The organism is Butyrivibrio sp. LC3010, assembly GCF_000424385.1.
Classification (GTDB): Bacteria; Bacillota; Clostridia; order Lachnospirales; family Lachnospiraceae; genus Butyrivibrio.
In genome coordinates, this window is sequence record NZ_AUJU01000001.1 from 199,942 (window position 1) to 216,892 (window position 16,951).

A 16,951-nucleotide genomic window follows, 5' to 3' on the forward strand; every position below is an offset into this window, starting at 1 on the left:
TAAGAAGTTTTGTTAACGCTGCACAAGGTCCTGGTAGAAAGCAGCAGTGGCGGTTGAAAGATAAGATATCACCCACAAAAGTGGCAGGAAGCATGCAAGTGTGCCGATTATAGCCAAAGGAATATAACTAATATACAGAAGCAGAAGTCTGTGCTTGTGGCCTTTCATGAGCTTGGCACTTGTCTTTAAGATTGAAAATGCATCCTTTTCCGGGAAATCCTGCAAAAGGTAATATGACTGTGAAAACATCAGTCTTACATAAATATTAACGATAGAGATCATGAGAGTTATTGCCAGTACTGTGAGCGGAACTTTGGGATCTATGGCTCCGTTTAAAACTCTGTTCTGGGCGCGAATTACAGTGAAGAGCTGCAGCGGGATAATTGTCAGAATATCCATTACTGCCAGCGGAATCTGCAAAATAATGGCTTTGTCCGGGTGATTTCTGAATCCCTGAAAAAGATCGGATACGGAAACCGGCTGACCATATACTATGTTCATGAATAGATAGGCAAGTCCTGACTGAAATACACCAAAAAACAGGTTTATTAAAAGTGTGGCTGCAAAATAAATCAGATATGATATCAGATTACTGGGGATAATCGCCCCTACTACGATATTTACGATGATAATCGCTAAGATTCTATACAGAATTACGGCAGCTATGGAAGTTCCATAGTGTCCAAGTAGTTGCTCCCTCGCAGTTGCTTTGATCATTGAAGTATTAATGTTTTGTTTCATACATTCCTCTTATAAAATTAAATTTAAACCATTGCAAAATGGCTCCTAAAAATAAGGCGAAGCATAAAGCTTCACCTTATTATAAACGTTTTTGAATATCTAAAATACAGATCTGCTTAAACAGCAGCATCAAAACTTGATCCGATCAGTCCACTGGCAGCGTCGGCTGATTTGCGGTTTTTCATATAAGGATTTTGTTCATTTTTATACATGATCTGAGTGGTGGTAAGGCCACCGGAAACGTAGGTCCTTCCGCATTCAGGACATATGGCTGTCTGTATTTTAACTGATGCCTGTAAAACTTTGCCATCACCTTCTGCAGCCTTTTTGTATGCGTTGGATACGTGTTCCTGCTCATGGCCGCGGACTCTGGAAGGTGCTGCTTCAGGAGAAATATGAGCGGCACTCTTAAATGAGACATTTTCATCTGAACCATCAATATATTTACGGTTCTTGCATGTCTCACACTCAGCCGGGGATGAACGCATACCGGGCTTTTTCTCAACGGATTCTCCGGGATTTAATGATACTTTTCCGGCATCAGTACCTAAAACTGATCCGGCAGCGGCTTCAGAAACGGTTCCTGAGCCTCCATTATTAAAAGCAGGGCCAAAGAATCCGGATGCATATGAACTATTAAATCCAATTCCATTGATTCCGCTCATAAGCACACCCTCTTAATCCAGATAAGGAAGGTCAAGCTCTATACCAAAGCTGTCGGCGATCTCCTTAAACATATCATCAAAGCTTTCACCGCTAATAGCCTGTGAATACTGATTGACCATCTTGTGAGCTTCGGGATCGGTAAACACCGTCACGAAGGATGAAACCATCAGTGCATAACCACCAACCAATCCGATAAGACCGAAGATAATTCCTCTTTTAGCCTGCGGATAAAGCTTTCCGGCAGAATCTCTTGAGAGAAACGCCAGGGTTATTGCAATTCCTCCGAGAATAATGGAGAAATAAACGCTTAATAATAATGCAATCGATACCAGACCCAAAATTGATGCGATGGTTGCAAGTGATACCCTGGGATTTAAAGGGTTATGAGTCTGATTATACTCAAAACTTTCATTCATATCCGGTAGTGTAAGTCCCTCCTCTGTAAACGCCGGTTTATATCTGATAAGAACCTTCCGATATTCACCTGAAGATTCCGACATTATGTGAGATATTGCTAACCGGCTGCATATGCATGTCAACACATAAAAGATGACAATATTTCAATTTAAGTTTACCGCAAAACGAGGGAAAAGTGTATTAAATTTTGGTGAAATCTGGTCATGCAGTGACAACGTTATCTGTTGATTTTTTACGCCATTTAATATTGTAATATAAAATTTCAATAACGCAGCAGCACATCCAGCCTACAGGATAGCCAAAGCCTACCCATTTGGGATCGTTTACCACGTAATTTGTGAGCAAAAACAGATATATCTGTCTGATTACAACGAAAGTGGCAATCATTATGTACATCGGACCCTTGGAATCTCCTCTTCCGCGAAGTGCAGCAGCCAGAGTGTGGTTTACGCAGTTCGCGATCAGGAAAAACACGTTGGTTCTTATGAAAAGAGAACCAAATTCGATTACTGACTCGTCTGATGAAAACAGTCTGATGGCAGGTGCTGCAAAAATATACAGAAGGAGCGCTATTACAAAAGTGATCATGGTTGAGAGCAAAATTGCGTCTCTGGTACCCTTTTCAGCGCGCTTAACTTTTCCTGCACCTATGTTCTGACTTACAAAGGTTGTGGCTGCCATGGCAACGCTGGACATGGGTAGCATTATGAAGGTGTCAAGCTTGTTGTAGCTGCTCCATCCTGCCATACAGCTTGAGCCGAAATGGTTTATATATGATTGGACAAACACATTTGAGAAAGCTGTTATTACTGACTGAATACCTGCAGGAAGTCCTACTACAAAGATCATTTTCAGAATCTTAGGATCAAGTGACAGATCTTTCCAAACAAGCTTATAGATATCGTTGGTACTTGTTAAGAGGAAAAGCGTAAGAATCGCCGAAACCATCTGAGATATTATTGTGGCATATGCAACACCTGCAATTCCTGTGTGAAGACCAATAACAAAAAACAGATCAAGAATTATGTTCATGACACTGGTAAGGATCAGGAACATAAGTGGCCTTGTGGTATCGCCTACAGCTCTAAGTATTCCGCTTCCCATGTTATAGATGAGAAGTCCCGTAAAGCCAAGGAAATAAATTCGAAGGTAAGTAGTGGCATCTGCCATAACATCATCAGGGGTTGCCATAAATCGGAGCATGGGCTTTACGCCAAGGCTTCCAATAATTGTAAAGACCACACAGAATATGAAGGTGGTGGTCATTGTGGTTTCTATGGCTTTATGAAGATTCTTTAAATCCTTTCCTCCGAAATATCTTGATATAAGTACGCCTGCACCGATAGAGAAACCGTTAAAGAAGAACACCAGCATGTTGATGATCATTGTGGTGGAACCGACCGCCGCAAGAGCTTCTTTTCCTACAAAATTGCCTACAACTATGGAGTCAACGGTGTTGTAGAGCATCTGGAATATATTGCCCAGCATCAGAGGCATGGCAAACATAATAATTTGGAATATGATGGAACCTTTTGTCATATCCCTGGTTGTTGTTTTAGTTTGTGACATAAAAATACCCTTCTTTTTTAAAATACTGAATATTAGTTTAGCACAACTAAATATGACAATTAAGAGATGAAATTTGATATTTGAGGAATGATTTTTTACATTATGCAAATTATACAGACATTGAAAAAGATGATAGTGTCATAGTAAAATAAAAATCGCGTATGAAGTCCAAACGTATTTTAAGATAGCGTTTAGAGTATGTCAGATAAAACCATTGTTTTTAGAGCCCGGTACCGTCCAGGAACGAAGTGATTGGTTAACGGTACCGGCAACAGACCGGTCTGAGTCATATAAAAAACTATGTTTATAGATGAGGAGAATTACAGTCGTAATGGATATTTTACAGAAAATCACAGAAGAACTCAGTGTACAGAAATGGCAGGTAGAGGCAGCAGTCAAGCTTATTGACGAAGGCAACACTATCCCGTTTATTTCCAGATACCGTAAGGAAGTGACAGGTTCCCTTAACGATGAGCAGCTTAGAACTCTCGGAGAGAGACTTACGTACTTAAGAGGTCTTGAAGAGAAAAAGGAACAGGTTATTTCCAGCATCGAGGAGCAGGGTAAGCTCACTGATGAACTTAAGGCGAAGATTATAGCTGCGGAGACACTGGTAGCTGTTGAGGATCTTTACAGACCATACAGACCAAAGAGAAAAACCAGGGCATCTGTTGCCAAGGAAAAGGGTCTAGATGGACTTGCAGATATTATTAGAGCACAGGAGACAACGAAATCTCTTGTGGAAGAAGCAACTCCCTATGTCAGTGAAGAAAAAGGAGTTAAGAACATTCAGGAAGCAATTCAGGGGGCTATGGACATCATCGCCGAGGAAATCTCTGATAATGCAGACTACCGCACATATATCCGTGAGGAGACTTGGAATCAGGGCTTTGTGACATCTGTTGCCAAGGATGAGAAGGCAGAGAGCGTTTATGAGATGTACTACAATTTCGAGGAGCCTGTTAATAAGATCCTCGGGCACAGAGTTCTTGCTCTTAACCGTGGTGAAGCAGAGAAATTCCTCACAGTTAAGATCACAGCTCCTGAGGAGCAGATACTTCGTTTTCTTGAAAAGAAAACTATTGTAAAGGATAATCCGGAGACAACTCCCGTACTTGTGGCAGTTTGCAAGGATTCCTATGACAGACTTATAGCTCCAGCCATTGAGCGTGATATCAGAAATGAACTCACTGAGAAAGCTGAAGACAGCGCTATAGGCGTATTTGGTAAGAACTTGGAGCAGCTCCTTATGCAGCCTCCTATCGCAGGCAAGACAGTACTTGGATGGGATCCTGCTTTCAGAACAGGTTGCAAGCTTGCAATTGTTGATGCAACAGGAAAAGTGCTTGATACAAAGGTAATTTATCCTACAGCTCCTCAGAACAAGGTAGAGGAAGCAAAGGCTGAACTCAAAAAGCTTATCAAGAAATATGATGTTGACCTTATTTCAGTAGGTAACGGTACTGCTTCAAGAGAATCAGAACAGGTAATAGTTGAGCTTATTAAGGAGCTTGATAAGCCTGTTCAGTATGTAATTGTTAATGAGGCAGGTGCTTCCGTATATTCTGCAAGTAAGCTTGCAACAGAAGAATTCCCTCAGTTTGATGTAGGTCAGAGAAGTGCTGCATCTATCGCAAGACGTCTTCAGGATCCTCTTGCAGAGCTTGTTAAAATTGATCCTCAGAGTATCGGTGTAGGTCAGTATCAGCACGACATGAATCAGAAGAAGCTTGGCGAAGCCCTTTCAGGTGTAGTTGAGGACTGCGTTAACAAGGTAGGTGTTGATCTTAATACAGCATCGGCACCGCTTCTTACTTATATATCAGGTATCAGCAAGGTTATTGCCAAAAATATTGTTGATTATAGGGAAGCTAACGGCAAGTTCCAGAGCAGAGATGAGCTCCTTAAGGTTCCAAAGCTCGGACCCAAGGCTTATGAGCAGTGTGCAGGATTCCTTAGAATCCATGATGGTAAGAATGCTCTTGATGATACAAGTGTACATCCTGAGTCCTATGAAGCAGCAGAGAAGCTTATGGATAAGCTTGGACTTACAATGGAGGATGTAAGGGAAGCACAGAAGAAGAGTGCCAAGGCTAAGGCTGATGCCAGGAAGGCAGAGAATAAGCCTCAACCAAAGCCTAAGAAAAAGGAAAAACAGTTTGTAGTTAAGAATACAAATACAGCTATGGGTGCAGCTCTGGCAGCAGCACTTAACGGAGCTAATCTTGGAGTTGATAGCGGTGTACCACTGTCATCTTCAGATATGGGAATTTCCGGAGCAGATACAGGAAAAGGTGGAAATGATAAAAATGTAGGTGGCAGCCTCCTTAAGAAAGTAGGAGATAAGAAGAAGCTTGCTGAGGAGCTTGGCGTAGGTGAAATCACACTTACAGATATTCTCTCAGAGCTTGAGAAGCCTTCACGTGATCCCAGAGAGAGCATGCCCGCTCCTATCCTTAGAAGTGATGTAATGGATATGAAGGACTTAAAGCCCGGAATGATCCTTAAGGGAACAGTCAGAAATATCGTAGACTTCGGTGCTTTTGTGGATATAGGTGTCCATCAGGACGGACTTGTTCATATCTCACAGATTACAGACCGCTACATCAAGCATCCTCTTGATGCTGTAAGCGTAGGGGATATCGTAGATGTTCAGGTCATAGAGGTTGATGTTAAAAAGCAGAGAATCGGACTTACCATGAAGATAAAGAAGTAAGAATATAAAACGAGAGCCATGTTGAAATGCATGGCTCTCGTAGTTTTTATAAAAATACATTAGTGATCAATTTCATAATCCAGAATCTGTCCATCGGACACCCTGATATCATATTGGTACTCTTTACCATATATATAGAATTCTACTTCATAGATATTTTCACCATGATCGTAGTCATTTTTAACTTCAGAGCCGGTAGTCTCAGCAGCGGTGAAGCCTGCGTGTTTTAGAGCAATTTCAAGAGCCTGATCCGGAGTTATCTCCTCCGGCGGGGGAGTTTTCATGGAATCCTTCGCCTTGCGCTTCTCCTCGTCATAGTACATGTAGTAGAGTATTTTGCCGGTAGAAGCTTCAATTTCAAAGTAATACTCATCAGGTTCTGCAATGAAACCTATATCATATTGCGCAATTCCGTTCTCCACTTCTCTTTCGGATTTTATGATGGTGACGTTTTCTTCCTTGCAGCCTGCATTGTGAAGAGCAATCTGCTTGGCGTCATCGAGAGAAATCTCTGAATCCTTCATAGCGCGTGCAGGTGAAAAGAATAAAGTGGCAGCCAGAGCTATGGCAGTAATGGGGATTACAAAAAGGATCTTTTTCATTTGAATATCTCCTTGTAGGAAAAGCAACAAAGCAGTTGAAAACATCAGTAAGAGCAAAGCTCTTTTAACTTATACATCTATATATCTAATTATATGTTTTCAAGGAGAGGTAAGAATGAAAGGTTTATTAAATATAGATAAATTGTTTTGAAATAGAGAGTTGCGGCATCAGTCTTGATAGAATGAATATTAATAGTATTATTGTGGAAACTACATCATTAATTATTGTACCAGGGGGCATATTAAAACAATATTCAATTATTGCTATTTCGTTTTTTTTATAAAACATCTTGCAAGAATCAAATTAATATAGTAGTGTATTTTTCAGATATGACAATTCCATATTGTTACATTTCTCTTATTCAGAGTGGTGGAGATACATAGGATCTGTGAAGCCACGGCAACCCCGGACATCCGGAAGGTGCCAACCTGAGCGTAGTGAGTAAGTGATCGAATACCGCATTGCTTTTTATTTTGGCGGTAGGATCTGCGAGCAATAAGAGGATTTGATTATCTGATATCAGGTCCGCTTGGCGTCGCTAAGCGGATTTATTTTTGCTTTTTAAGCAAAAGTTCAATGTTTTGTTTGAGCGCTAAGAGCGCAGAAAGGAATTTAAAATGGCAGAAAAGTTTATTTTCACTTCTGAGTCAGTTACTGAGGGACATCCCGATAAAATTTGTGATAACATCTCTGATGCTATCCTTGATGCCTGCCTTGCACAGGATCCCATGAGCCGTGTTGCTTGTGAGACAACAACTTGCACAGGTTTTGCACTTATCACAGGTGAGATCACAACCAAGGCTGTTGTTGATTATGCCAAGATCGCAAGAGACACTATCGTAGAGATCGGCTATGACAGCTCAGAGAAGGGCTTTGATGGTAACACATGTGCAGTTATGGTTGCTCTTGATCAGCAGTCAGCTGACATCGCTATGGGTGTTGATAAGGCTATCGAGGCTAGAGAGAACAAGATGACTGATGAGGAGATCGAGGCAATCGGTGCCGGAGATCAGGGTATGATGTTCGGTTATGCTACCAATGAGACAGAGGAGCTTATGCCTTACGCTATCTCACTTGCTCACAAGCTTACAAAGAAGCTTACAGAGGTTCGTAAGAACGGAACTCTTCCTTATCTTAGAGCAGATGGTAAGAGCCAGGTTTCAGTTGAGTATGATGAGAACGGCAAGCCAGTTAGACTTGAGGCTATAGTTGTTTCAACCCAGCATGATGATAAGGTTACTCAGGAGCAGATCCACGCTGACATCAGAAAGTACGTTATCGATGCAGTTGTAGATGCCGCTATGGTTGATGATAATACTAAGATTTATATCAATCCCACAGGTCGTTTCGTAATTGGTGGACCTCAGGGTGATGCAGGTCTTACAGGACGTAAGATCATCGTTGATACTTATGGCGGAGCTGCCCGTCACGGCGGCGGTGCTTTCTCAGGTAAGGATTGCACAAAGGTTGACCGTTCAGGTGCTTACGCAGCCCGTTACGTTGCAAAGAACATCGTAGCTGCAGGCCTTGCTGATAAGTGTGAGATTCAGCTTTCATACGCTATCGGTGTTGCTCAGCCTACATCAATCCTTGTTGATACTTTCGGAACAGGTAAGGTTTCTGATGAGAAGCTTACAGAGGCTGTTCGTAAGACTTTCGATCTTCGTCCTGCAGGAATCATCAAGATGCTTGACCTTCGTCGCCCTATCTACAAGCAGACAGCTGCTTATGGTCACTTTGGACGCAACGATCTTAACCTTCCCTGGGAGAAGACAGATAAGGCTGAAGAGCTTAAGAGCCAGGTTAATGCCTGATTGATTCTAAGTTAAGTGGTGGTTACAGATAAAAAGACCATTATATAGCTAAAAATTATGAGCCTCCTTGTAAGGGTATACTTACAGGGAGGTTTTTTATGATATATTGATTATGAAAGGAAAAGACTATGGACTTACTAAAAAAATTCGTACCGTATTACAAACCATACATAGGTGTATTTGTACTTGATCTTGTGGCAGCTTCAATTCTTTCGCTGATAGATCTTGTTTTTCCGCAGCTCCTCAGGGTACTCAGGCAGACGCTCTTTTTAGAGAGTCCTGATAAGATAATTGTCGGTATCGTAAGGCTTGCTATAGTTCTTCTTATAATGTATACCGTTCGTGCTCTTTGTAAGCATTATGTTACTTACCAGGGACATATGATGGGTGCCAAAATGGAATCCGGAATGAGAAGTGATCTGTTTGAGAAATTTGAGAGCTTTTCATTTTCATATTATGACAGGAATAATACCGGTGAGATGATGAGTAAGCTGATATCGGATCTTTTTGACATATCCGAGCTTGCGCACCATGGACCTGAAAATATTTTTATCTCAGTAGTAAAACTTATAGGATCCTTTGCGATTCTGCTGACCATGAATGTTCCAATGACTCTTATCCTGGCAGCAGTTGTGGTTTGTATGGCGATCTTTTCATACAACCAGAATGGCGTAATGAGAAGAACTTTCTTCGATAACAGGAAGAAGATTGCAGGAATAAATACCTCTCTTCAGGACACCCTTGGCGGGATACGAGTAGTAAAATCCTTCACAGGCGAAGAGATTGAGAAGAGCAAATTTGATAAGAGCAATCAGGCATTTCTTGATTCCAAGAAGGCTAACTACCTGACAATGGCACTTTTCCAGTCCGGAAATAACTTTTTTGAAGGACTTTTATACATAGCTGTTATAGTATCCGGTGGATTTTTTATTGCACAGGGAAGCTTGTCTGTAGAGGATCTGGCAGTTTATGCTCTTTATATAAATGTATTTATCGCTCCGGTAAATGTTCTTATTGAGTTTACTGAGCTTCTTCAGAAGGGGGCAGCAGGCTTCCAGAGATTCAGAGATGTGATGGATATTATGCCTGAGATCGTCGATGCTCCAGATGCACAGGCGCTGACAGATTGCAAGGGCACTGTGGATTATGAAAATGTATCTTTTTCATACGATGACGATGAGGAGAGAGTTTTGGATAACATCAATCTTCACGTTGATGCCGGTAAAAAGGTGGCAATCGTAGGACCCTCAGGCGGCGGAAAATCTACACTTTGCTCACTTCTTCCCCGTTTTTATGATGTTACTAAGGGTTCAGTAAAAATTGATGGGAAGGATGTAAGAACCCTCACACAAAAATCTTTAAGAGGTGTCATTGGTATCGTACAGCAAGAGGTGTATCTTTTTAATGGGACCATAAGAGAGAACATTGCTTACGGAAAACAGGATGCAACTCTTGAGGAGATAAAGGATGCAGCTAAGAAGGCTGACCTTGATGAATTCATATCTTCGCTTCCAAACGGTTATGATACCTTTGTGGGAGAGCGCGGAGCAAGATTATCCGGAGGACAGAAGCAGAGAATTGCCATTGCCCGTGTTTTCCTTAAAAATCCCCCGATACTGATACTGGATGAGGCAACAAGTGCTCTTGATAATGAGTCTGAAAAGTATATCCAGGAGAGTCTGGACAGACTTGCTGTTGGCAGAACAACCATTACTATTGCGCACAGACTTTCTACTATCAGGAATGCGGACGAGATTATAGTTCTTGATTCAGACGGAATACAGGAAGTGGGGAATCATCAGGAACTACTATCTAAAAACGGTATCTACGCAAAGTATTATCGTATGCAGGTCGGATAATTATTGATTCAATATTTGACTGGTACCTTTCAAGAATGCTAAGCATGATTTGGTAATGGTATTGAAAAAACAGACCGGTATGAGTCAGATAAAAACTTTTGGTTATAAATGAGGAGTAAACATGTCATTTGCACACTTACATGTACATACAGGGTACTCATTGCTGGATGGTTCCAACAAGGTTGAGGATTATGTAAAGAGGATAAAGGAACTTGGCATGACCGCCGGAGCAATAACGGATCATGGTGTCATGTACGGAGTTATAGATTTTTATAAACTCGCCAAAAAAGAAGGAATCAAGCCAATCATAGGTTGCGAGGTGTATGTAGCACCGGGATCCCGTTTTGAGAAGGAAGCCGGTGTTAATGAAAACAGATATTACCATCTGGTACTTCTGGCTGAAAATAATAAGGGATATGAGAATCTCTCACATATTGTCAGCCGCGGATTTACAGAAGGTTACTACTATAAGCCCAGAGTAGACCATGAGCTTTTGGAGGAATTTCATGAGGGTATAATATGCCTTTCCGCCTGCCTTGCGGGAGAAGTTCCAAAGGCCATAACCAGAGGCGATATGGATGCTGCAAGGGCAGCAGCTAAGAGATATGATGAGATTTTTGGTCACGGCAACTTTTTCCTGGAGATGCAGGACCATGGTATTTCAGAGCAGCATGCGGTTAACTCTGCGCTGCTTACACTTTCCAAGGAGCTTGATATACCTCTCGTTGTAACCAATGACTGCCACTATACCTATGCGGAGGATGCCGAATCACACGATCTTCTTCTTTGTATTCAGACCGGTAAAAAGGTTACTGATGAAGACAGAATGAGATATGAGGGCGGTCAGTATTACGTAAAGAGTGAAGATGAGATGCGTCTTCTTTTCCCTTACGCTCAGGAGGCAATAGACAATACGCAGAAGATAGCAGACAGATGTAATGTTGAGATAGAATTCGGCGTTACAAAGCTGCCTCATTTTGATGTGCCGGAAGGATATGATTCCTGGACATATCTGAATAAACTGTGTCTGGACGGACTTGCAGAGAGATATCCCGATGATGACGGAACTATCAGAAAACAGCTGGATTACGAATTATCTGTAATTCAGAGGATGGGATATGTGGACTATTTCCTGATAGTGTGGGATTACATCAATTTCTGTCGTGAGAATGGAATTGCGGTTGGTCCGGGACGTGGTTCGGCAGCAGGATCCGTAGTTTCATACTGTATACATATTACAAATATTGATCCGGTTAAGTATGACCTTCTCTTTGAGCGTTTCCTCAATCCTGAACGTGTATCCATGCCCGATATTGATGTGGATTTCGAATACGAACGCAGGCAGGAGGTTATTGACTACGTCACAAGAAAATATGGTGCTGATAAGGTTGTACAGATCATAACCTTTGGAACCCTGCAGGCAAAGGGAGTCATCAGGGATGTGGCAAGAGTTCTTGACCTTCCCTATAACTATGGTGATAATCTTGCAAAGATGATTCCCGGCGAACTTGGAATGACACTGGGAAAAGCCCTTGAAATGAATGCTGAGCTTCGAGGACTGTATGAAACGGATCCACAGGTCAGACATCTGATAGATATGTGTAAAAAGCTTGAGGGACTTCCAAGGCATACATCAATTCATGCGGCTGGTGTTGTTATATGTCAGAAGCCTGCAGAGGATCTGGTTCCTTTGTCACGATCTGCAGAAGGAAACCTGACAACTCAGTTCACCATGACTACGATTGAGGAACTGGGACTTCTGAAGATGGATTTCCTTGGACTCAGAACACTTACTGTTATCAAGGATGCGGCGAGATTTGCCAATGAATCTATTGGTGCAAAGCCCGGAGATGATAACTACATAGATATGGATAAGATTGATTATGATGATCCACAGGTCCTTGCCTCAATCGGAAGTGGCCACTGTGAAGGTGTGTTTCAGCTTGAAAGTGCCGGAATGCAGTCCTTTATGAAGGAACTAAAACCGCAGTCTCTGGAGGATATCATAGCAGGAATATCACTGTACAGACCGGGACCGATGGATTTCATTCCGAAGTATATTTCCGGTAAAAAAGATAAACAGAACATATCCTACGCAGCTCCTCAGCTTGAATCCATTCTGGCGCCTACTTACGGCTGTATAGTCTATCAGGAGCAGGTTATGCAGATAGTTCAGCAGATGGGTGGATATACACTGGGACGAGCTGATGAAGTAAGACGTGCCATGAGTAAGAAGAAGCAGCACGTTATGGAAGTTGAACGTGAAAACTTTGTAAATGGTAATGAAGCAGAGGGTGTTCCGGGATGTAAAGCTATCGGTATTTCTGCTGATGTTGCGAACGGAATCTATGATTCGATGATGGATTTTGCAAAGTATGCTTTTAATAAGTCACATGCTGCCTGCTATGCTGTCGTATCAATGCAGACCGCATGGCTTAAGTACTACTTCCCGGTTGAATTTATGGCTGCGCTTATGACATCCGTTATTGATAACCAGAGTAAAGTATCCTATTACATTATGACCTGCAGAAATGCAGGGATCGAACTGCTTCCTCCCGATATCAATGAAGGATACGCATGGTTTTCCGTAGCAAGAAATGATAGCGCAGAGGATGAAAACAATGTGCGAAGAACGAACGGAAGAGCCATAAGATATGCCCTTACATCCATAAAAGGAGTGGGAAGACCGGTAATAGAAGCCATTGTCAGAGAACGAAATGCAGGCGGAACATTTAAGAGCCTCAATGATTTCCTTAGCAGAATGGAGCCTTACGGCGAAATTAATAAGCGAGCTGTTGAAAACTTTATAAAAGCAGGTGCCTTTGACAGTCTTGGCGGTACAAGAAAGCAGATGATGTGCGTATATGCCAAGATGATGGATCAGCTCCATGACAAAAATAAAAACAGCGTTGCCGGGCAGATGTCACTGTTTGACTTTGCGCCTCAGGAAGTAAAGGAGCAGTTTGAGATAAAGCTTCCTGATGTGGGCGAATATCAAAAGGACATGCTTCTTGAATTTGAAAAAGAGGTGCTTGACGTCTATGTTTCAGGTCACCCTCTTGAAGAGTATGAAGGACTCTGGAAAAAATATATAACTGCAAAAACTACTGATTTTTATATTGATGAGGAGACAGGAGAAACCAGTGTCAGAGATAATCAGACAGTAACTGTTGGTGGAATTATCTCGGCAAAGACCACAAAATACACCAAGAAAGACCAGCTTATGGCGTTCATATCGCTGGAGGATCTTGTGGGAAGTATTGAGGTTATAGTTTTTCCTAAGACCTATGAAGGAAATATCGGCAGATTAAATGAGGATGCCAAGGTGTTTATCCAGGGAAGAGTCAGCGCAGAAGAGGATAAAAACGCCAAGCTCATAGCTTCAAAAATACAGTTGTTTGATGAAGTTCCCAGAACTTTGTGGGTTCAGTTTGAAAATAAGGAAGACTATGCAAAAAATGAAAAACTTCTTGAAGAAACGCTGCTCTCAACTGTTAAGGGCCCCGGTGCAAGGGATCAGGTCAATGTTTTCCTAAAGGCCACAAAGCAGATCAAAAAATTGTCCCCGTCGCTTAAAGTAAAGGCTGATGATTCAACACTTTCGGTTCTTGCGGACAAGTTTGGCAAGGAGAACTTAAGGGTTGTTTGAATTAATAAAAATATGCTAAATTTATGTCGTTCACAATTGCAGATTACTTAGTTTTGCGCTAATATATTAGCGTAAAAAGTGACAAAGAATTATCAATAACGAGGTATTACCTGATATGGCAAAAGAAATCAAAACTATTGGAGTACTTACAAGTGGTGGTGATGCACCTGGTATGAACGCTGCTATTCGTGCGGTTGTTCGTAAGGCTCTCGCAAATGGACTTAAGGTAAAAGGTATTAAGAAGGGATACATGGGACTTCTTAATGAAGAAATTTATGATATGGATCGTAGAAGCGTTGCTGATATTATTCAGCGAGGCGGTACTATCCTTGGAACAGCCAGATGTATGGAATTCACAACTGAGGAAGGCCAGAAGAAGGGTGCTGAGATCTGCAGAAAGCACGGCATTGACGGTATGGTCGTAATCGGTGGTGACGGCTCTTACAGAGGAGCTCAGAAGCTTTCAGCTCAGGGAATCAATACAATTGGTCTTCCCGGAACAATCGACCTTGATATTGCATGTACCGATTATACTATTGGTTTTGATACAGCTATCAACACAGCTATGGACGCTATCGATAAGATCAGAGATACATCATCATCTCATGAGCGTGTAAGTATCGTTGAGGTTATGGGACGTCATGCAGGATATATTGCTCTTTGGTGTGCAATTGCTAACGGAGCTGATGATATCCTTCTTCCTGAGAAATATGACTACAATGAGCAGCGTATCATCGATAACATCATCGATAACCGTAAGAAGGGTAAGACACACCACATCATTCTGAATGCTGAAGGTATCGGACATTCAGCTTCTATGGCGCGTCGTATCGAGGCAGCTACAGGTCTTGAGACCAGAGCTTCTATCCTTGGATACATGCAGCGTGGTGGTAGCCCGACCTGTAAGGATCGTGTTTATGCTTCAATGATGGGATGCTATGCAGCAGATATCCTTACTGCAGGTAAGACAAACCGCGTAGTAGCATATAGAAATGGTCAGTTTGTAGACTATGATATCGATGAGGCTCTTGCAATGAAGAAGTCCATCAACGAGTATCAGTACGAGATCAGTAAGATATTATAAATATGAAAGCCTTATGGGCTTTAAAGTACGTAAAAGCCTTCCCCGTTGGGGGAAGGTTTTTCAGTATCATGAGAGGATATATGATTTCCAGCACAAATAATTCCAGAGTTAAGAAAATAGCAGAATACGCTAAAAAAGCCAAAGCCAGAAGAGAAGACGGGGTATTTCTGATCGAAGGGATACGTATGCTAAGAGAAGCGCCGACAGATCAGCTTAGAGAAGTTTATGCCACGTCACATTTTTTATCCAACCTGTCTGCAGACGACAACAATATAATAGAAGAAATACGTTCTGATGACGGTGTGAGCTTTGAAGAAGTATCTGATGATGTGATGCGCAAGATGGCTGACACTCAGACACCGCAGGGAGTAATAGCTGTTGTTAAGCAGAAAAAGTGGGATCTTCAGGATATACTTATTGGCAAAGAGAGTGATAGTAATTCAGAGAATAGTGTGGCATCTCCGCTGATTCTGATACTTGAGAATATACAGGATCCGGGTAATCTCGGTAATATGTTTAGAACAGGCGAAGGCGCAGGAGTTACCGGAATCATAATGAGCAGTGACATGGCGGACGTATATAATCCAAAGGTTGTGAGATCCACCATGGGAGCTATTTTCAGAGTACCTTTTATTTATGTTGAATCAGTTCCTGATATAGTTAAGGAGCTCAATGATAAGCATGGAGTGATCAGTTATGCTGCGCATCTTCGTGGCAAAAAGAATTATGATCAGATAGATTACCATGGTGCGACTGCGTTTATTATTGGAAATGAAGGAAACGGACTTACGAAGGAAACTGCTGATGCTGCTACGGATTATGTGCTTATCCCTATGCTTGGGAAGGTTGAATCCATGAATGCGGCAACATCTGCAGCAATTTTAACTTTTGAAGCGGCAAGACAGAGAAGACAATAAGGAGGCAAGGTATGACAATTGGTTTCATAGGACTTGGAAACATGGCGAAGGCACTGATGGGAGGCATTATCTCCAAAGGGATATTTGATCCGCAGGATATAATAGGCTCTGATCCGATGGAAGCAGCAAGAGAAAGCGCTGCAGGCAAGTTCGGGATACAGATACGTGACAACAATTCAGATGTTGCTAAGGATGCAGACATAATACTTCTTGCAGTAAAACCTCAGTTTTTAAAGGTTGCAATAGCAGACATCATGGATGATATCAATGACAGTAAGCTGATAATCAGTATTGCTGCGGGTAAGAGCCTCGAATGGATTGCTAAGGAATTCGAAAAGCCTGTAAAGATTATAAGAGTTATGCCCAATACTCCTGCGCTTGTTGGCGAAGGATGTGCAGCAGTATGTCCCAACAATCTTTGCAGTGATGAAGACCTGAATGTGGCTCTTGAAATATTAAGAAGCTGCGGAACAGCAAACGTTGTTACTGAGAATCTGATGGATGTGGTAACAGGCGTAAGCGGATCATCACCTGCTTATGTATTTCTTTTTATCGAAGCCATGGCAGATGCTGCAGTACTTGGCGGAATGCCCAGAAAGCAGGCCTATGAATTTGCTGCGCAGGCTGTACTTGGAAGTGCCAAGATGGTACTTGAGACAGGAAAGCATCCGGGTGAGCTGAAGGATATGGTTTGTTCACCTGCAGGAACCACTATCGAAGCAGTAAAAGTAATGGAAGAAGCCGGCTTCAGGGGCATAATGATGGATGCGGTTCAGGCTGCTATAGAAAGAAGCAAAGAGCTGTAAAAAATATCCAAAATTGCAAACGGTATTTGGTTAATTTTTTCTGTGAAAAAGAATGAAACAAATTTGAAACGCAGTAATGACAAGGACTCCCTAAATTCCAGGGAGTCTTT

General features: G+C 41.9%; 12 protein-coding genes and 1 riboswitch. Of the genes, 7 read left to right on the forward strand and 5 right to left on the reverse strand.

Annotated elements, in window-relative coordinates; all coding sequences use genetic code 11:
• Positions 1 to 12: 12 nt before the first annotated feature.
• The 4 genes from G622_RS0100795 to G622_RS0100810 form a co-directional block, all read right to left on the reverse strand.
• Entirely contained in the window at positions 13 to 741 is a 729-nt protein-coding gene (locus tag G622_RS0100795; RefSeq protein WP_026509107.1) for a DUF975 family protein, read from the reverse strand.
• Positions 742 to 857: 116 nt separating this feature from the next.
• A complete protein-coding gene (locus tag G622_RS0100800) occupies positions 858 to 1,406 on the reverse strand; it encodes a hypothetical protein (protein ID WP_026509108.1) in 549 nt (182 codons plus the stop codon).
• A gap of 12 nt (positions 1,407 to 1,418) precedes the next feature.
• Positions 1,419 to 1,907, reverse strand: coding sequence for a hypothetical protein (locus G622_RS0100805; protein ID WP_026509109.1), 489 nt, complete (start codon positions 1,905 to 1,907; stop codon positions 1,419 to 1,421).
• A 118-nt stretch (positions 1,908 to 2,025) separates the two neighbouring features.
• On the reverse strand, positions 2,026 to 3,393 hold the full coding sequence (locus G622_RS0100810; RefSeq protein WP_026509110.1) for an MATE family efflux transporter: 1,368 nt from the start codon (positions 3,391 to 3,393) through the stop codon (positions 2,026 to 2,028).
• A gap of 331 nt (positions 3,394 to 3,724) precedes the next feature.
• Between G622_RS0100810 and G622_RS0100815 the strand changes: the two genes are divergently transcribed.
• Positions 3,725 to 6,109: a Tex family protein gene (locus G622_RS0100815; RefSeq protein WP_026509111.1), complete on the forward strand. Its 2,385-nt coding sequence runs from the start codon at positions 3,725 to 3,727 to the stop codon at positions 6,107 to 6,109.
• A gap of 59 nt (positions 6,110 to 6,168) precedes the next feature.
• Here G622_RS0100815 and G622_RS0100820 read toward each other — a convergent pair whose 3' ends face one another.
• A complete protein-coding gene (locus G622_RS0100820; protein ID WP_026509112.1) occupies positions 6,169 to 6,711 on the reverse strand; it encodes a PepSY domain-containing protein in 543 nt (180 codons plus the stop codon).
• Between the two features lie 355 nt (positions 6,712 to 7,066).
• Positions 7,067 to 7,160: riboswitch (SAM riboswitch) on the forward strand.
• Between the two features lie 169 nt (positions 7,161 to 7,329).
• Between G622_RS0100820 and metK the strand changes: the two genes are divergently transcribed.
• The 6 genes from metK (at position 7,330) to proC (ending at position 16,841) form a co-directional block, all read left to right on the forward strand.
• Positions 7,330 to 8,526, forward strand: coding sequence for a methionine adenosyltransferase (gene metK, locus G622_RS0100825; protein WP_026509113.1), 1,197 nt, complete (start codon positions 7,330 to 7,332; stop codon positions 8,524 to 8,526).
• A 128-nt stretch (positions 8,527 to 8,654) separates the two neighbouring features.
• Positions 8,655 to 10,385, forward strand: a complete 1,731-nt coding sequence (locus G622_RS0100830; protein WP_026509114.1) for an ABC transporter ATP-binding protein — start codon at positions 8,655 to 8,657, stop codon at positions 10,383 to 10,385.
• A 121-nt stretch (positions 10,386 to 10,506) separates the two neighbouring features.
• Positions 10,507 to 14,034, forward strand: a complete 3,528-nt coding sequence (locus tag G622_RS0100835; RefSeq protein WP_026509115.1) for a DNA polymerase III subunit alpha — start codon at positions 10,507 to 10,509, stop codon at positions 14,032 to 14,034.
• A gap of 115 nt (positions 14,035 to 14,149) precedes the next feature.
• Complete coding sequence (gene pfkA, locus G622_RS0100840; RefSeq protein WP_026509116.1) at positions 14,150 to 15,118, forward strand: 6-phosphofructokinase; 969 nt, start codon at positions 14,150 to 14,152, stop codon at positions 15,116 to 15,118.
• Positions 15,119 to 15,198: 80 nt separating this feature from the next.
• Positions 15,199 to 16,035 carry a TrmH family RNA methyltransferase gene (locus tag G622_RS0100845; RefSeq protein ID WP_026509117.1) on the forward strand — a complete coding sequence of 279 codons (837 nt, stop codon included), beginning with the start codon at positions 15,199 to 15,201 and terminating at the stop codon, positions 16,033 to 16,035.
• A gap of 11 nt (positions 16,036 to 16,046) precedes the next feature.
• A complete protein-coding gene (gene proC, locus G622_RS0100850) occupies positions 16,047 to 16,841 on the forward strand; it encodes a pyrroline-5-carboxylate reductase (RefSeq protein WP_026509118.1) in 795 nt (264 codons plus the stop codon).
• The last annotated feature ends 110 nt before the right edge of the window (positions 16,842 to 16,951 follow it).